The sequence below is a fragment of the Streptomyces sp. NPDC102467 genome (assembly GCF_044765445.1).
Taxonomy (GTDB): domain Bacteria; phylum Actinomycetota; class Actinomycetes; order Streptomycetales; family Streptomycetaceae; genus Streptomyces.
On the sequence record NZ_JBIWKA010000008.1, the window covers coordinates 260,781 to 278,637 of the forward strand.

General features: G+C 68.4%; 14 protein-coding genes. 8 read left to right on the plus strand and 6 right to left on the minus strand.

Features of this window, described 5'->3' with window-relative positions; genetic code table 11:
• Window positions 1-84 precede the first annotated feature (84 nt).
• Window positions 85-1,356 carry an MFS transporter gene (locus tag ACIREE_RS18875; protein ID WP_404152897.1) on the plus strand — a complete coding sequence of 424 codons (1,272 nt, stop codon included), beginning with the start codon at window positions 85-87 and terminating at the stop codon, window positions 1,354-1,356.
• A 108-nt stretch (window positions 1,357-1,464) separates the two neighbouring features.
• Here ACIREE_RS18875 and ACIREE_RS18880 read toward each other — a convergent pair whose 3' ends face one another.
• The gene (locus ACIREE_RS18880; RefSeq protein WP_404152900.1) at window positions 1,465-2,937 is read right to left on the minus strand and encodes a CCA tRNA nucleotidyltransferase; all 1,473 of its coding nucleotides are present in this window, start codon (window positions 2,935-2,937) and stop codon (window positions 1,465-1,467) included.
• Between the two features lie 221 nt (window positions 2,938-3,158).
• Here ACIREE_RS18880 and ACIREE_RS18885 point away from each other — a divergent pair, with 221 nt between their 5' ends.
• The 7 genes from ACIREE_RS18885 to trxA all read left to right on the plus strand — a co-directional run bounded on the left by ACIREE_RS18885 (window position 3,159) and on the right by trxA (window position 13,014).
• Entirely contained in the window at window positions 3,159-5,510 is a 2,352-nt protein-coding gene (locus ACIREE_RS18885) for a DUF6049 family protein (RefSeq protein WP_404152903.1), read from the plus strand.
• 45 nt (window positions 5,511-5,555) lie between these two features.
• Entirely contained in the window at window positions 5,556-7,799 is a 2,244-nt protein-coding gene (gene murJ / locus ACIREE_RS18890; protein ID WP_404152906.1) for a murein biosynthesis integral membrane protein MurJ, read from the plus strand.
• 120 nt (window positions 7,800-7,919) lie between these two features.
• The gene (locus tag ACIREE_RS18895; RefSeq protein WP_404152909.1) at window positions 7,920-9,620 is read left to right on the plus strand and encodes a protein kinase family protein; all 1,701 of its coding nucleotides are present in this window, start codon (window positions 7,920-7,922) and stop codon (window positions 9,618-9,620) included.
• 256 nt (window positions 9,621-9,876) lie between these two features.
• Window positions 9,877-10,596, plus strand: coding sequence for an RNA polymerase sigma factor SigM (gene sigM, locus ACIREE_RS18900; RefSeq protein ID WP_404152912.1), 720 nt, complete (start codon window positions 9,877-9,879; stop codon window positions 10,594-10,596).
• Complete coding sequence (locus ACIREE_RS18905; protein WP_404152914.1) at window positions 10,593-11,513, plus strand: hypothetical protein; 921 nt, start codon at window positions 10,593-10,595, stop codon at window positions 11,511-11,513. Before sigM ends, ACIREE_RS18905 begins: the two co-directional genes overlap by 4 nt.
• 142 nt (window positions 11,514-11,655) lie before the next feature.
• Complete coding sequence (trxB, locus tag ACIREE_RS18910) at window positions 11,656-12,633, plus strand: thioredoxin-disulfide reductase (protein ID WP_404152917.1); 978 nt, start codon at window positions 11,656-11,658, stop codon at window positions 12,631-12,633.
• A 48-nt stretch (window positions 12,634-12,681) separates the two neighbouring features.
• Window positions 12,682-13,014: a thioredoxin gene (trxA, locus tag ACIREE_RS18915; RefSeq protein WP_404152919.1), complete on the plus strand. Its 333-nt coding sequence runs from the start codon at window positions 12,682-12,684 to the stop codon at window positions 13,012-13,014.
• Window positions 13,015-13,108: 94 nt separating this feature from the next.
• Here trxA and ACIREE_RS18920 read toward each other — a convergent pair whose 3' ends face one another.
• The 5 genes from ACIREE_RS18920 to ACIREE_RS18940 all read right to left on the minus strand — a co-directional run bounded on the left by ACIREE_RS18920 (window position 13,109) and on the right by ACIREE_RS18940 (window position 17,841).
• Window positions 13,109-13,726, minus strand: a complete 618-nt coding sequence (locus ACIREE_RS18920; RefSeq protein WP_404152922.1) for a GNAT family N-acetyltransferase — start codon at window positions 13,724-13,726, stop codon at window positions 13,109-13,111.
• Between the two features lie 304 nt (window positions 13,727-14,030).
• Window positions 14,031-15,134, minus strand: a complete 1,104-nt coding sequence (locus ACIREE_RS18925; RefSeq protein WP_404152925.1) for a ParB/RepB/Spo0J family partition protein — start codon at window positions 15,132-15,134, stop codon at window positions 14,031-14,033.
• The gene (locus tag ACIREE_RS18930; protein WP_404153333.1) at window positions 15,131-16,207 is read right to left on the minus strand and encodes a ParA family protein; all 1,077 of its coding nucleotides are present in this window, start codon (window positions 16,205-16,207) and stop codon (window positions 15,131-15,133) included. The genes ACIREE_RS18925 and ACIREE_RS18930 overlap by 4 nt, the downstream gene beginning before the upstream one ends.
• Window positions 16,208-16,505: 298 nt before the next feature.
• Window positions 16,506-17,222, minus strand: a complete 717-nt coding sequence (gene rsmG / locus ACIREE_RS18935; RefSeq protein WP_404152927.1) for a 16S rRNA (guanine(527)-N(7))-methyltransferase RsmG — start codon at window positions 17,220-17,222, stop codon at window positions 16,506-16,508.
• A gap of 106 nt (window positions 17,223-17,328) precedes the next feature.
• Window positions 17,329-17,841, minus strand: coding sequence for a protein jag (locus ACIREE_RS18940; protein WP_404152930.1), 513 nt, complete (start codon window positions 17,839-17,841; stop codon window positions 17,329-17,331).
• Window positions 17,842-17,857 lie beyond the last annotated feature (16 nt).

Below are 17,857 nucleotides of genomic sequence, written 5' to 3' on the forward strand. Positions count from 1 at the left end.
ACGCCCTACCTGAGGGTCGTGAAGGCCCCCGAATCGCACACGTCGTGCGTCCGGGGGCCTTCCCCGTATGTGAGGCTGTGCCCCATGGCTGTCGTTCGCGACCTGCGCGTCCTGCTGCGCCTGCGTGACTTCCGGCGCCTGCTCGCGCTGCGCCTGCTCTCCCAGGGCGCCGACGGCGTCTACCAGATCGCGCTTGCCACCTACGTCGTCTTCTCCCCGGAGAAGCAGACCTCGCCCGCCGCGATCGCCTCGGCCATGGCCGTTCTGCTGCTGCCGTACTCCCTCGTGGGCCCCTTCGCAGGCGTCCTGCTCGACCGCTGGCGTCGCCGCCAGGTCTTCCTCTACGGCAACCTCCTGCGGGTACTGCTGGCTTCCGCGACAGCCGCCCTCATGCTCAGCAACGCCCCGGACTGGCTCTTCTACGCCTCCGCGCTCAGCGTCACCGCGGTCAACCGCTTCGTGCTGGCCGGCCTTTCGGCCGCGCTGCCGCGCGTCGTCGACGCCGACCGACTCGTCGTGGCCAACTCGCTCTCCCCGACGGCCGGAACGCTCGCAGCGACCCTGGGCGGTGGGCTCGCCTTCGCCGTACGGCTGCTCGGTTCGGATTCGGACGCGGCAGTCGTTCTGCTCGGTGCGGCCCTCTATCTCTGCGCCGCGCTCGCCTCTCTCCGCATGGACGTGCAACTCCTCGGCCCTGACCAGGAGTCGATCCAACCGCGGCTCGGAGCCGCCCTGGCCGGCACCGCGCGGGATCTCCTCGGCGGCGTACGCCACCTCGCGTCCCGGCGGCCCGCAGCGCGCGCCCTGGCCGCGATCACGGTGATGCGGTTCTGCTACGGCACCCTGCTCGTCATGGTGCTCATGCTGTGCCGGTACGCCTGGGCGTCCACGGAATCCGACGGTCTCGCTCTGCTGGGCCTCGCCGTGGGCCTCTCGGGGGCGGGGTTCTTCGTCGCGGCTGTCGTGACACCCGCGGCCGCGGGACGTTTCGGGGCAGGCGGCTGGATCGCGGTCTGCGCCGGCTCGGCGGCCGTCCTCGAGCTTGCGCTCGGCCTTACCTTCGAGCCTGCCCCGACCTTGGTGGCCGCTTTCGTCCTGGGGCTCACCACGCAGGGAGCGAAGATCGCGGCCGACACGGTCGTGCAGTCCTCGGTGGACGACGGCTTTCGCGGCCGGGTCTTCTCCGTCTACGACGTGCTGTTCAACATCTCGTTCGTCGGCGCGGCGGGTGTGGCGGCGCTGATGCTGCCGCCCGACGGCCGATCCGTCCCCCTCGTCGTCCTCGTAGCGGCTCTCTACGCAGCGGTCGCGCTCGTCATGGCTCGCATCGATACGCGGGTGAAGGACGCGACCTGAGGCGGATGGCGGAGCGCGTCGTTGTTTCACGTGAAACAACGACGCGCTCCGCGCACACCTCGGGGCTCTGTTTCACGTGAAACAGAGCCCCGAGGTGTCACTCGCGTCTCAGTCCTGCGGGCGCTGCGCCCACCATTGCTTGAGGGCCGACACTGCCGCGTCATGCTCCATCGGACCGTTCTCCAGACGTAGCTCCAGCAGGAACTTGTAAGCCTGACCGATGGCCGGGCCCGGCCCCACACCCAGAATCTCCATGATCTGGTTGCCGTCGAGGTCCGGCCGGATCGAGTCCAGCTCCTCCTGTTCCTGCAGCCGGGCGACGCGCTCCTCAAGGCCGTCGTAGGCGCGGGACAAGGCAGTCGCCTTCCGCTTGTTACGCGTCGTGCAATCCGAGCGGGTCAGCTTGTGCAGCCGCTCCAGGAGGGGCCCCGCGTCCCGTACGTAGCGACGCACAGCGGAATCCGTCCACTCGCCGGTCCCATAGCCGTGGAACCGCAGATGCAGCTCGACGAGGCGCGAGACATCCTTCACGAGCTCATTGGAGTACTTGAGCGCGGTCATGCGCTTCTTCGTCATCTTCGCGCCGACCACCTCGTGGTGGTGGAAGGAGACGCGGCCGTCCGTCTCGAAACGGCGCGTGCGCGGCTTGCCGATGTCGTGCAGCAGGGCTGCGAGGCGCAGCGTCAGGTCGGGGCCGTCGGTCTCCAGCGCCATGGCCTGCTCGAGCACGATCAGCGTGTGGTCGTAGACGTCCTTGTGCCGGTGGTGCTCGTCACGCTCCAGCCGCAGAGCAGGCAGCTCGGGCAGGACGTGGTCGGCCAGGCCGGTATCGACGAGGAGGGTCAGGCCCTTGCGCGGATGTGCCGAGAGGATCAGCTTGTTCAGCTCGTCCCGGACGCGCTCCGCGGAGACGATCTCGATGCGGCCGGCCATCGCCTTCATCGCGGCGACGACCCCGGGGTCGACCTCGAAGTCGAGCTGGGCGGCGAAACGGGCGGCCCGCATCATCCGCAGCGGGTCGTCGGAGAAGGAGTCCTCGGGCGTGCCCGGCGTGCGCAGGATGCGCGCCGCCAGATCCTCAAGCCCACCGTGCGGGTCGACGAAGTCCTTCTCCGGGAGAGCGACGGCCATCGCGTTCACGGTGAAGTCACGGCGGACGAGGTCCTCCTCGATGGACTTGCCATAGGAGACCTCGGGCTTGCGCGAGGTGCGGTCGTACGCCTCGGAGCGGTACGTGGTGACCTCGACCTGGAAGCTCTGCTCGACATCACCGACGCGGGCGTTCTTCTGGCAGCCGACGGTGCCGAAGGCGATCCCGACCTCCCACACCGCGTCGGCCCACGGACGAACGATCTTCAGTACGTCCTCGGGTCGGGCGTCAGTGGTGAAGTCCAGGTCGTTGCCGAGCCGGCCGAGCAGTGCGTCCCGGACCGACCCGCCGACCAGGGCAAGAGAGAACCCGGCCTCCTGAAAACGGCGGGCGAGGTCGTCTGCGACAGGCGAGACCCGCAGCAGCTCGCTGACCGCGCGGTGCTGCACCTGGCTCAGGGCACTGGGATTGTCTTCATTGGCGTTCGGCACAACAGGACAGGGTACGTGGCCGCGAGCGCTCGGACCGAACCGTTTCCCGGGGCCGCGGCACGACCGCGGAAGCGGCCCCCTACCCTGGCTCCACGATCTTGTGAAACGGACCGTGGCACCAAGGCACAGTGCTCCTCGTTACCATGCGTGGACACATCTGCGACCACTGACGACGACGAGGGACGGACGAGCGCGTGGCCGAGGCGGCAGACTTCCCAGGGATGAGTCCCTCACCTGCCCGCCGTCTGCTGCGGCGCACCGGCGTACTGCTCGCTGCGGCGCCGCTCCTCGCCGCGCTGCCCTTGCTGCCCGGTGCCGCCCGCGCGTCGGCGGACACCCCCATGACGACGGCCGCCGCGAACGCGACCGGCACGAAAACGGTCGACGTGGCCGTGAACCAGCTCTCACCCGTCGCACCGACGGCACAGGACACGCTCACGGTCAGCGGCACGATCACCAACAACGGCAGACAGGCCGTCACCGGCGCCCACGTGGGGTTGCGGGTCGGCACTTCCTACGGCGGTCGCTCGGAGATCGACAACGCCGCGAAGAACGGCTCCGGCGGCGCTCCCGACGGCACGGAGGTCGCGAGCAGGTACGCCCAGAAGGTCGCGAGACTGGCGCCTGGCGCCACGCAGGACTTCACCCTGTCGGTGCCGGTCAAGGAGCTGCATCTCGGCGCCGACGGCGTCTACCAGATCAGTGCGGCGCTCATGGGCCGGACAGCAGCGCAGCCGTACGACCAGACGCTCGGCATCCAGCGGACCTTTCTTCCCTGGCAGCCCGGCGCAGCGAGCACCCGGACCAGGACCACCGCCCTGTGGCCCCTGATCTCCGACACTCATCTCACTGCCGAGACAGGGACGAACGAGCAGCAGACACCCGTCTTCAACGACGACAGTCTGGCCCAGCAGATCCGCCCGGGCGGCCGCCTCCAGCAGATGCTGGCGCTCGGTGACGATCTCGACGTCACCTGGGTGATCGACCCCGACCTGCTTGCCTCGGTCGACGCGATGACGGAGGCGTACAAGATCAAGGGCGCGGACGGGAAGATCACGTCCGGCAAGGACCAGGCGATCGCCAAGGAGTGGTTGAACGACCTACAGACGGCCGTTCAGGGCCGGAAGGTGGTCACTCTGCCGTTCGCCGATCCGGATCTGGCGTCCCTCGCGCACACCGGCACGAAGGTCACCGGGTCGCTCGGGCACCTCAAGGACGCCACGGACGCGGCCACATCGACCGTGGACACGATCCTTCATGTGAAGGCCGACACGTCCTACGCGTGGCCCGCCGAGGGCGCGATCGACCCGGACATCGTCAAGGTCGCCACCTCCGCCGGCGCCAACAAGATCATCGCGCGCAGTGACACCTTCCGGGACACCGGCGACCTGGCGTACACGCCGTCCGCCGCGCGCCCCATCGGCGGCGGCGCGACGGCCGTGGTCGCCGACGCCCGACTGTCGACCGCGTTTCAGGGCGACATGGCCCGCGCCGAGAACTCCGCGCTCGCCGTCCAGGAGTTCCTCGCCCAGAGCCTGATGCTCACCAAGCAGACGGACAGGCAGCGCAGCGTCGTCGTGGCCCCGCAGCGGATGCCCACCACCAGCCAGGCCCACTCGATGGCCCAGGCGCTGCACGCCCTTCAGGACGGCACCTGGACACAGCCCCAGAGCCTGTCGGCCGCCACCAAGGCGAAGCCCGATCCGGGCGCGACCACCCGCGTCCCGTCCACCCGGGCCTACCCGAAGTCACTGCGCAAGCAAGAACTGTCCGACGATGCGTTCAAGCAGATCCAGGGCACCCAGAACCACCTCGAGAACTTCAAGGTCGTCCTCACCGACCAGTCCCGGGTGGTGACACCGTTCGGTCGCGCGATGGACCGGGAGATGTCCACCTCATGGCGGAGCAGGACCGGGACCTCCGAGTCGTTCCGCAAGGGCGTCTCGTCATACCTCCTGGACATCACCGGTCAGGTCGCGCTGATCGAGAAGTCCGGAGTGCGGCTCTCGGGACGCAGCGCCACCATTCCGGTATCCGTACAGAACAACCTGTGGCAGGACGTCGACCACCTGGTGCTGCGCCTCACGTCGGACAACGGCACCCGCCTCAAGATCGGCGACGGCGTCTCCGAGGACAAGGTGGTGAAGATCGCCAGCGGACACAGCCAGTCCGTGAAGTTCACCACCACGGCCAAGGCCACGGGACCGGTCACCGTCCACGCCCAGCTGTACACCGAGGACAACCAGCCCTACGGCGATGAGATCGACTTCCAGGTCGACGCCACCGAGATCACACCGACCGTGATGCTCGTCATCGGCGGCGGTGTCCTCCTGCTGGTCCTGGCCGGATTCCGGATGTACACCCACCGCAAGCGCACCGCGGCCGCCCAGCAGCAGGAGGACGGACCGCAGGACGACGACGATGCTGACGCCGGGGCGGCCCGGAGCGAGCCGGAGGACGCGTCGGCTCCCACCGCGCGGGCGGACGTTCCGCAGCAGCCGAGTGACCCGATGGCTGACACCACTTCGGAAAGCGCGGCCCCATCGGACACGGGTGAGAGAGTGGACCGTTGAGCGATGTCGTGGCCGGTGGGCCGGGGACGATGAGGTGGGGTAACCATGAACGCGCCGTACGACGGTGACCGTGGGCAGGGCTCGGGCGGCTCTGCCTCGGGCGATGGCCACCCGTACGCCGGCTCCCACGGGGCCGACGGGCAGGTCCCCCCACCCCAGTCCGCCCCCGACGCCTACCCGCAGGACGCGTACCTCCAGGACGCCTACGACCAGGACCCGTACCGGGCGCACGACCTCGCCGCCCAGGACCCGGTGACCGAAGCGCTGTACGACCGGGCCGCACACCCGCCGCCGCCCCCGGGCACCTACCAGGCACCACAGCCCCTGTACGCGCCGCCGCCCACGAACCAGTACCAGCCCGACCCCCGTGTGTGGGCGCAGACACCCGCGCCGGAGCCGGAGGGCCCCACCCAGTACCTGCCGTACGGCGACGACGCGCGGACGACCCAATTCGTCGGCGTCGACGACCTGGTGACGCAGGCCGGCGAGGAGCGTCACGAGCCCGACGCCTTCGCCCACCTCTTCCGCGACCAGCAGCCGGGCTACAGCGGAGGCCGTGCTCCGGTCGAGCCGCCGGTCGACGACCCGACCCGAGTTCTCGGCCAAATCCCCCCGCCCCCGCCGCCGGCTGCGGCACCGGCCCCCGCCCCGAAGACGGGCGGCCGCGCGGCGGGCCTGCTGAAGTCGAGCGCGGTGATGGCGGCGGGCACGCTGGTCTCCCGCCTCACCGGCTTCATCCGGACCGTGATCATCACCGCGGCGCTCGGCTCCGGTCTGCTCGGTGACACCTGGACCGTCGCGTACACGCTGCCCACGATGATCTACATCCTGACCGTCGGCGGCGGCCTCAACTCGGTGTTCGTGCCCCAGCTCGTCCGCTCCATGAAGGAGGACGAGGACGGCGGCGAGGCCTATGCGAACCGCCTGCTCACCCTCGTCATGGTCGCGCTCGCGGCCATTGTGGCGCTCGTGGTCTTCGCGGCTCCACTGCTGATCAAGCTGATGTCCGTCCCGGTCGCCAGTGACCCCGCGGCCAACAACGTCGGCATCACCTTCGCCCGCTACTGCCTGCCCACGATCTTCTTCATGGGTGTGCACGTCGTCATGGGCCAGATCCTGAACGCCCGCGGAAAGTTCGGCGCGATGATGTGGACCCCGGTCCTCAACAACATCGTCATGATCTTCACGTTCGGCCTGTTCATCTGGGTTTACGGAACCGCGGCCGACTCCGGTATGCAGGTGACCAACATCCCGCCGGACGGGGTCCGGCTGCTGGGCATCGGCACGCTGCTCGGTCTGACCGTGCAGGCCCTGGCGATGATCCCGTACCTGCGCGAGACCGGCTTCCGCTTCCGGCTGCGCTTCGACTGGAAGGGCCACGGCCTGGGCAAGGCCGTCAAGCTCGCCAAGTGGACCGTCCTGTTCGTGCTCGCCAACCAGGCGGGCGTCCTGGTCGTCACCCAGCTCGCCACCGCGGCAGGCAAGGCCTCCGACGTCAACGGCACCGGCATCATGGGCTACTCGAACGCCCAGCTGATCTGGGGCATGCCGCAGGCCATCATCACCGTCTCCGTCATGGCCGCCATGCTGCCGCGCATCTCGCGCGCCGCCCACGACGGCGACCCGGGCGCGGTCCGCGACGACATCTCCTCGGGCCTGCGCACCTCGGCCGTGGCGATCGTTCCGGTGGCCTTCATGTTCGTCGCACTCGGCGTCCCGATGTGCACCCTGCTGTTCGGCTCCAGCGGCGCCGGAGCCGCCCAGTCCATGGGCTACATCCTCATGGCGTTCGGCCTCGGCCTCATTCCGTTCTCCGTGCAGTACGTAGTGCTGCGCGGCTTCTACGCCTACGAGGACACCCGGACGCCCTTCTACAACACGGTCATCGTCGCCGCGGTCAACGCCGCCGCCTCGGCCCTGTGCTACGTGATCCTGCCCGCCCGGTGGGCGGTCGTCGGCATGGCCTTCTCGTACGGTCTCGCGTACGCGATCGGTGTCGGTGTCGCGTGGCAGCGGCTGCGCAAGCGGCTCGGCGGCGACCTGGACGGCGCGAACGTCGTCCGTACGTACGCCCGGCTCTGCCTCGCTGCGCTACCTGCCGCGATCATCGGCGGCGGAATCGGGTACGCGCTCACCGAAGTGCTCGGCCACGGAGTATTCGGATCGATCGCGGCGCTGGTCGTCGGTGGTGCGGCACTGCTGGGCGCCTTCTACGTGGCAGCCCGCAAAATGCGGATCGAGGAGCTGAATTCGATGGTTGGTATGGTCCGCGGTCGACTCGGTCGCTGACTCGGTCGGAATCGCGCACAACCATCGGCGACCACCGCGTGTCGTGCATAGCGCAGGACTGTGGGCACAATTGGCTTTGGCGTCGGAGTGATTGCAACGGATGGGGAGGCAGGAACGACGGTGGCGGAACGGAGCACGGCTGCCGTCGACGTGGCCGACAACGGCGGTGACGAACCGCTGACCGCCAAGGCGGAGCAGGCCACGGCCGACGGGGTGGCCACGATCGCGGAACGAGAGACCACAGCACGCGAGGAACCCGCGGACACCGCGGAAACGGGGACACACGTGAGCCCCGCCACGTCCTCACCGCCCGAACTGCACAGCGGCCACAAGCTCGCCAGACGCTACCGACTCGAAGAATGCGTCACTCGTCTGGACGGTTTCAGCAGCTGGCGTGCGGTCGACGAGAAACTCCGCCGGGCCGTCGGCGTGCACCTGCTGCCCGCCGACCACCCGCGGGCCCGCTCCGTGCTGGCTGCCGCCCGCTCGTCGGCGCTGCTCGGCGACCCGAGATTCGTACAGGTCCTGGACGCGGTCGAGGAAAACGATCTCGTCTACGTCGTCCACGAGTGGCTGCCCGACGCCACCGAGCTGACGGCACTGCTCGCGACGGGTTCCCTCGAGGCACACGACGCGTACCAGATGGTCAGCCAGATCTCCTACGCCATGGCCGCCGCACACCGCGAAGGCCTCGCCCATCTGCGACTCACGCCCAGTGCCGTGCTGCGCACCTCCACCGGGCAGTGGCGCATCCGCGGCCTCGCCGTGAACGCCGCGCTGCGCGGCATCACATCCGACACCCCGCAGCGCACCGACACCGAGGCCATCGGCGCACTCCTCTACGCCGTCCTGACCCAGCGCTGGCCGTACGAGAACGACGCGTACGGCTTGTCAGGGCTGCCCAAGGGCGTGGGCCTCATCGCCCCCGACCAGGTGCGGGCCGGCGTTCACCGCGGCCTCGCGGAGCTCGCCATGCGCGCGCTCGCCAACGACGGGGCGACGGCGTCCCGCCAGGAACCCCCGTGCACCACGCCGGAGGACCTGGTGAAGGCCATCGGCGAGATGCCCAAGATCCGTCCGCCTGAGCCCGCGTTCACCGCGCCGCCCGAGTACCAGCGGACGACGTACCAGCAGGGGACGTACGGACGGCCTGCCGCCCCCGGCGTCACTCAGCCCCTGACGGCGCCGCCGTCCCCGTTGCAGAGCCGTACCGGGAAGGCCCTCAAGTGGGCTGTCTCGGCGCTGCTGATCGCTGCGCTGGGTCTTGGCAGTTGGCAGCTGGCCGACGCGCTGATGAACCAGGGGGGCGACTCGGACGAGACGAAGCAGACACAGACGACGGACGGCGACGGCAAGAACCCGACGAAGCCGGCGGGTACGTCCATCGCCATCAGCGGAGCACACGACTTCGACCCGTTCGGTGACAACTCCGAGAAGCCGTCGGACATAGGCAAGGCGTACGACAGCGATCCGTCGTCGTACTGGCAGACGGACTTCTACAAAGGCGCCGAGTTCGGAAACCTCAAGCCGGGCCTGGGGATAGTGCTCGATCTGGGGAAGGTGCAGGAGGTCGGGCAGGTGAAGGTCTCCTTCGTGGGAGACACCTCCGTCGAACTCCGTGCCGTCACAAGCAATGACAGTTCACAGCCCACGTCCTTCAGCGCGTTCCAAAAGTCTGCGACGGGATCGGGCACGAGCGTCACGCTCAAACCGGAGAAGGCCCTCAAGTCCCGGTATCTCCTGGTCTGGCTGACCAAACTGCCGATGACTGAGGACGGCACCTACCGCGGACGTGTGAAGGACATCAAGGTCACGAGCTGAACCATGCAGAGATGGCCGTGGGGGACTGCGCCGAGCGCAGCTCCTCAGGGCCATTTTCTTGTGTGTGTCCCTGCGCCCTTCAGCCGTGGTGGGGCCACCGCCGGTGAACTATCCGAGACCGGCGGGCTCATCCGGCCGGATCGCCGTCCTACCTTCCTCCGGACGCCCCGCCCCAGGCCCGATCTATGGCATTCTGGCGAACGGTCTACGAGTTGGGGTCATGAGCCACCTCCCCTACGGCCTCCGGGGGACAAGCATGGACAGCCGGTCAACCCACTCCGAGCTCTCGGATTCCGAGCTCCTGACCCGTCACGTCGCGGGAGACAAAGACGCCTTCGGTGAGATCGTGCGCCGACACCGGGACCGGCTCTGGGCCGTGGCCCTCAGGACACTGGGAGACCGGGAAGAAGCCGCAGACGCGGTGCAGGATGCCCTGGTGTCCGCCTACCGCGCCGCGCACACCTTTCGCGGACAGTCCGCCGTGACGACCTGGCTGCACCGCATCACCGTGAACGCATGCCTGGACCGGGCCCGCAAGACGGCCTCCCGGAAGACTTCACCCGTGGACGACACCGAGCGCCTCGACCAGCTGCTGGAGCCGCACGAGTCCGCGGCCGCTCCAGCGGAGCGCAACGACCTCCACCGAGAGCTCCTGGAAGCCCTGGGATCCCTGCCGTCCGACCAACGGGCCGCTCTCGTCCTCGTCGACATGCAGGGTTACCCGGTGGCGGAGGCCGCCCGGATCCTCGACGTCCCCACCGGCACCGTCAAAAGTCGCTGCGCCCGCGGCAGGGCGAGACTCCTCCCTCTCGTGACACACCTCCGGACAGAGAGCGACGGCCAGGGAAGTGGCGAGAACCGGCCCCCCGGAAGGAACCGGACGGAGGGGACGTCCGTCCCACCGGCAGCGGGCCCTCGGGACGAGGCAGGACCACACGATTCGGCTGCGGTGAAGGGCGGAGGTGGGCGAGCGTGACATCCACGACCGACACGGCAGAGCATCCGGAGGTCACCGAGATCTCCGACCTCGCCGAAGGACTGCTGCCCCCGTCCCGCACATCCGACATCCGGCGGCACCTCGACAGTTGTGTCCTGTGCGCCGACGTCTACGCCTCGATAGAGGAGATCCGCGGCACGCTCGGCGCTCTGCCGGACCCACCGCGCATGCCCGAGGACATCGCCGGCCGCATCGATGCGGCACTGGCCGCAGAAGCTCTCCTGTACACGCTCGCCCCGGCCCCGGCCGACGCGGAAGAAGACGCGCAGGAAACAACCGATCCCGTTTCACGTGAAACATCGGGCGTCGACGCTCCCGAGCCGCCCCCGCGTTCCATGGACCGGCCGGCGGGGCACCCGCGTGCCGCCGCCGGCCCAGGACGCAAGCCCCGATCCGTGCGGCGTCGTACGAGCGCCGCACTCGGCGCGGCCCTGACAGCGGCCGCCCTCGGCGTGGGAGTCCTGCTTCTGCAGAACGGGGACGGCACTCCGACCGCGAGGGAAAGCGGAGCCGCTGACACCCTCGCCGAAGGCTCACTGAACGCAAAGGTGTCGGAACTGCTCGGCACGGGCGGCGAAGCGTCGCCGTCCCCTTCCTTGAGCGAACCGTCCTTCGGCACGCAAGAGAGCGGCCCCAAGACGCCGCAGTCGCTCCGGCCGATGCCGAAGCTGGCCACCACGGTCCCGGCCTGCGTCCAGCTCGGAACCCACCGCAACGAGGATCCTCTGGCTGCTGAGAAAGGCACGTACGAAGGGAAAAGCGTCTACCTCGTCGTGCTGCCCCACAAGACCGATCCGGCTCATCGCGTCACGGCCTTCATCGTGGACTCCGCCTGCGTGAAGCAGGCCACCTCCGCGGGCAAGCTGCTGTACACCCACGACTACGACCGCGGCTGAGGGGCGCCCGAAGGCACTTCGGGAGTGCGCCCGGACACTTCGGGAATGCACGCCCCGTAGGATCCGTTGGGTGGGGTGAGAGTCCTGAGAAGAGGCTCCCCCGGCAGTACGCAGCAGTCCCGCAGAGACGAGGAATCAAGCCGTGAGCGACGTCCGAAACGTGATCATCATCGGGTCCGGGCCCGCCGGCTACACGGCGGCGCTCTACACCGCGCGCGCGTCGCTGAAGCCGCTTGTGTTCGAGGGCGCAGTCACCGCAGGTGGCGCGCTGATGAACACGACCGAGGTGGAGAACTTCCCCGGCTTCCAGGACGGCATCATGGGCCCCGAGCTCATGGACAACATGCGCGGCCAGGCCGAGCGCTTCGGCGCCGAGCTCGTGCCCGACGATATCGTGAATGTGGACCTGTCCGGTGAGATCAAGACCGTGACGGACACCGCCGGCACTGTGCACCGCGCGAAGGCCGTCATCGTCACCACCGGCTCCCAGCACCGCAAGCTCGGCCTGCCGAACGAGGACGCGCTGTCCGGCCGCGGAGTCTCCTGGTGCGCAACCTGCGACGGGTTCTTCTTCAAGGACCAGGACATCGCCGTGATCGGCGGTGGCGACACCGCGATGGAGGAAGCCACCTTCCTCTCGCGCTTCGCCAAGTCCGTGACGATCGTGCACCGCCGCGACACCCTGCGCGCCTCCAAGGCGATGCAGGAGCGCGCCCTCGCCGACCCGAAGATCAAGTTCATCTGGGACAGCGAGGTCGCCGAGATCAAGGGCGACCCGAAGCTCGCCGGTCTGACGCTGCGCAACCTCAAGACGGGCGAGACTGCCGAGCTGCCGGTGACCGGTCTGTTCATCGCGATCGGCCACGACCCGCGCACGGAGCTCTTCAAGGGACAGCTCGACCTGGACGACGAGGGCTACCTGAAGGTGCAGGCCCCGTCGACGCGCACGAACCTGACCGGAGTCTTCGGCGCCGGTGACGTCGTGGACCACACCTACCGTCAGGCGATCACAGCGGCCGGCACCGGCTGCTCCGCCGCTCTCGACGCGGAGCGCTTCCTGGCCGCGCTCGCCGACGGCGAGTCCGCCGAGCCCGAGAAGACGCCGACCGCCAGCGTCTGACCTCCAAACTTTCACTCCCACACCCCCCAGAGAAATGAGGAGCCCGCTGTGGCCGGCACCCTGAAGAACGTGACGGACGCCTCCTTCGACGAGGACGTCCTGAAGAGTGACAAGCCCGTCCTGGTCGACTTCTGGGCCGCCTGGTGCGGTCCGTGCCGCCAGATCGCGCCGTCGCTCGAGGCCATCGCTGCCGAGTACGGCGACAAGATCGAGGTCGTCAAGCTGAACATCGATGAGAACCCGGGCATCGCCGCCAAGTACGGTGTCATGTCGATCCCGACCCTGAACGTCTACCAGGGTGGCGAGGTCGCCAAGACCATCGTCGGTGCCAAGCCCAAGGCTGCGATCGTGCGCGACCTCGAGGACTTCATCGCCGAGTAATTCCGACGAGCGTTTTCACGGACGGCAGTCGCTGTTTCACGTGAAACACGAAGGGCCAACCCAGGCGGGTTGGCCCTTCGGCGTTGCGGGGTGCTTACAGCGGCCGCAGTACGGGTTCCTTCTGCACCGCGCCCAACAGCCGATCCAGTGCCATCTCGACATCTTCTTTCCAGGAGAGCGCCGTCCGCAGATCCAGGCGCAGTCTCGGATACGAAGGATGGGGCCGGACCGTTTTGAAGCCGACAGCCAGCAGGTGGTCAGCCGGAAGCAGGCAGGCGGGCTCTTTCCAGTGAGCATCGCCGAAGGCCTCGATCGCCTTGAAGCCCCGGCTCAGCAAGTCCTTGGCGACGGTCTGCACGATGACTCTGCCGAGCCCCTGCCCCTGATAGCCCGGCATGATCCAAGCCGTCATCAACTGAACGGCATCGGGGGACACCGGGCTGGTGGGGAACGCGGTGGACCGAGGGACGTACGCGGGCGGCGCATAGAGCACGAACCCGACCGGGACGTCATCGACGTAGACAACGCGACCGCACGAGCCCCACTCCAGTAGGACGCCCGAGATCCACGCTTCCTTCTCCAGCTCCGGTGTGCCCGCTCTTACCGCGGCCTCACCGCTGACTGGGTCCAACTCCCAGAAGACACACGACCGGCAACGCTTGGGAAGGTCCGGAAGGTTGTCCAGCGTGAGCGGTACGAGCCGACGCCCCATGAAGGCAGATCCTCGCTTCCTTCCCCCGCAGCGATGCGGGCGGCTGTCAGTGCGCCCCGCTCCATGAGCAGGCTGCCGACGAATCCGCCGACCGCGCCCAGTCCGAGACCCGCAGTCATCAGTCCGGTGCGACTCACCGATCGCATGACCCCCGCCTCCCCTGTGAGGTGCTGTCGGGTGAATGCGCTCTTCCCGGTCGCATCGTAACCACGATGCGATTCCATCGATACCGTAAGAAAGCAAAGAGCGGGCCGTGTTCCGGTACACACCGGACACAGCCCGCCTTTCGGTCGCACGAGGCAGGTCAGTCCTGCTCGTCGCCCTCGCCCGCTTCGGACAGACCGTTCTGCAGAACCGGTCCTTCGCCCGGAGCCAGCGTGCCCAGGATGCGCTCCAGATCGTCCATCGACGCGAACTCGACGACGATCTTGCCCTTCTTCTGACCCAGGTCGACCTTCACCCGGGTCTCGAACCGGTCCGAGAGCCTCGTGGCGAGGACGTTCAGCGCCGGAGACACGCGCGCGCCGGCCCTCGGCCCCTTCGCCCGCGCCGTGCTCGTGGGCCGCGACCCCATAAGGGTCACGATCTCCTCGACGGCCCGCACCGAGAGCCCCTCGGCCACGATGCGGTGGGCGAGACGATCCTGCTCCTCCGAGTCCTCGACGGACAGCAGCGCACGAGCGTGGCCCGCTGACAGGACACCTGCCGCGACCCGCCGCTGCACCGCAGGCGAGAGCTTCAGCAGCCGCAGCGTGTTGGACACCTGCGGACGCGACCGGCCGATGCGGTCCGCCAGCTGGTCGTGCGTGCAGTTGAAGTCCTTGAGCAACTGGTCGTAGGCGGCGGCCTCTTCCAGCGGGTTCAGCTGTGCCCGGTGCAGGTTCTCCAGGAGCGCGTCGAGAAGGAGCTTCTCGTCCTCCGTGGCCCGCACGATGGCAGGGATGCGTTCAAGTCCCGCCTCACGGCAGGCCCGCCAACGGCGCTCACCCATGATGAGCTCGTAGCGCCCGGACGCCACCTGCCGTACAACGACGGGCTGCAGCAGGCCGACTTCCTTGATGGACGTGATGAGTTCGGCGAGGGCATCCTCGTCGAACACGTCACGCGGCTGCCGGGGGTTGCGCGTAATGGCATCGATCGGCAGTTCGGCGAAATACGCTCCCGAAGGATTCTCGAAGCTGTCTGCCGCACTGCTGATCGTCTCTTCGGTTTCACGTGGAACCGGGGCCTGCGGAAGCGCTGCCACCTTCGCGGCCGCCACTCCGCGCTCCGCTGTCAGCAGCGGCACACCAGATGGAGAGGCCGAAGCTCCTCCTGCCGTGGTACTCGATGCTGACTTCTCTGGCGTGGGTGCAGCCGGGATCAGTGCGCCGAGACCACGGCCCAGTCCCCTCCGTCGCTCGCTCACTGAATACCCTCCGGCGTGCTCTGCTGGTCAAGTTGAGTGCCCGCGTGGGCATGCTGGGCGTCGTAGTGGATTCCGACCCCGCGCAGCGCCATCTCACGCGCCGCTTCGAGGTAGGAGAGCGCACCGCTCGACCCTGGATCGTAGGTCAGCACCGTCTGGCCGTAGCTCGGCGCCTCGGAGATGCGCACCGAGCGAGGAATGCTCGTCCGCAGCACCTCCTCGCCAAAGTGGCTACGCACCTCGTCGGCTACCTGGGAGGCCAGCCGCGTGCGCCCGTCGTACATCGTCAACAGGATCGTCGAGACGTGCAGGTTGGGGTTGAGATGCCCCCGCACGAGATCCACATTGCGCAAGAGCTGACCGAGCCCCTCCAGCGCGTAGTACTCGCACTGGATCGGGATCAGCACCTCGGCCCCCGCGACGAGGGCGTTGACCGTCAGGAGACCGAGCGACGGCGGGCAGTCGATCAGGATGTAGTCCAGCGGCTGCTCGTACGCCTGAATGGCTCGCTGCAGTCGGCTCTCGCGTGCGACCAAGGAGACAAGCTCGATCTCTGCGCCGGCGAGATCGATGGTGGCCGGAGCACAGAAGAGGCCTTCGACATCAGCGACGGGCTGGACCACCTCCGACAGTGGCCTGCTCTCGACCAGAACGTCGTAGATGGAGGGCACGTCGGCGTGGTGATCGATACCCAGAGCCGTAGAGGCGTTGCCCTGTGGATCCAGGTCGACCACCAGGACGCGTGCGCCGTGCAGCGCGAGCGAGGCCGCAAGGTTGACCGTCGTCGTGGTCTTACCGACCCCGCCCTTCTGGTTGGCCACCACCATGACGCGGGTCTGCTCCGGACGTGGCAGGCCTTCGCCTGCCCGGCCAAGAGCCTCCACTGCCAGTTGGGCAGCGCGACCGATGGGTGTGTCGTCCATCGGGGGCGGCGTTTCACGTGAAACATCCTCCCCCGCCGATTCGGTGCGGGGACCGGGGACCGGATCGGTCATCGGTCCCGCGATGTTGGCGTCGGACCGCAAGGATTCACTCTCCTCGACTTCAGGCTCGCAATGAACAGAGCCTCCCATGTCTTCGGGGTCGAGAACCAGCGAGGCCCGGTCTTCTGTGGATGGATCCCTCTCTGTGGACAACTCCGTGCCCGCATCGAGGGATCCGAAAGGTCTACGGTCGCGGGGGGCGGCCGCTGCGCGGCCGCGACTGATGATGCCATGCAGCAGTGAGCGACGTTTCACGTGAAACACGATGCACCGCGGCTCGGCGCAGTCACGCGCGACACCCCGACATGCGTACGTTTGACAGCTTTTGTGGAGTACCGCTGGTCGTCAGGACGGATCAGCGGTACACATCACTACACCGTCCCAGTGATCAACGCCTACGCCGGGTGCGCCCCGTGCGAGCCGCCTTGGCGCGCTTGGCGGCGAAACGCACGCCGCCCGGGCTCTCACCGACCTCCACACGCACCACAGTGGACAGCGGGTCGACCGCACCCTCACCGACGTGCAGCACCGAGGTCTTCACCGCGCCGAGCTTGCTCAGCGCCGCGCCGGCCCCCTTGAGTTCCTCCTCGGCCGTATCGCCCTTGAGGGCCAGCATCTCCCCGTACGGCCGAAGCAGCGGAACACCCCACGCGGCGAGCCGATCCAGCGGAGCCACAGCCCGCGCCGTGACGACATGGACGGGCGTCAGCTTGCCGAGAACTTCCTCGGCGCGACCGCGCACCACCGTCACGTGAGCGAGCCCGAGCAGCTCGACCACCTCGGTCAGGAACGTCGTACGGCGCAGCAGCGGCTCAAGAAGCGTGATCTTGAGGTCCGGCCGCACCAGCGCCAGCGGAATACCAGGCAGCCCGGCACCCGAACCGACGTCGCACACGGTGACACCCTCCGGAACCACCTCGGAGAGCACAGCGCAGTTGAGAATGTGCCGCTCCCACAGACGCGGCACCTCGCGAGGCCCGATGAGACCCCGCTGCACCCCCGCGTCGGCGAGCAGCTCCGCGTACCGGACGGCATCGGGGAAGCGCTCGCCGAATACCGCCCGGGCCTGCTCCGGAGCCGGGGGGAGTTCTGCTGCCTCCGTCACGGGGACCGTCCTTCCGTACCGCAATACCGCACTGGGTGGCTGACTAACAGGCTGACAAAGATCGGCCCCGCCTGCGAACAGACGGGGCCGGGAAGCGACGTGCCGATCAGGCAGGAAGCACGACGACGAAGCGCTGGGGCTCCTCGCCCTCGGACTCGCTGCGCAGGCCGGCAGCCTTGACCGCGTCGTGCACCACCTTGCGCTCGAACGGCGTCATCGGCTTCATCTTGACCGGCTCACCGGTGTTCTTCACCTCGGCCGAGGCCTTGGCGCCCTGCTCGGTGAGCTCGGCACGCTTCTTGGCGCGGTATCCGCCGATGTCCAGCATCAGGCGGCTGCGGTCACCCGTCTCGCGGTGCACCGCGAGACGGGTCAGCTCCTGAAGGGCCTCGAGGACCTCTCCATCGCGGCCGACCAGCTTCTGCAGATCGCGACCGCTCGCGTCACTGACGATGGACACGGCGGCGCGGTCGGCCTCGACGTCCATGTCGATGTCACCGTCGAGGTCGGCGATGTCCAGCAGACCCTCAAGGTAGTCCGCAGCGATCTCACCCTCCTGCTCAAGGCGGGTGAGGGTGTCGCCGGCCTCAGGAGCGGCGGAGGTGGTGCCTTCCGTCACGGGATGGACTCCTTCT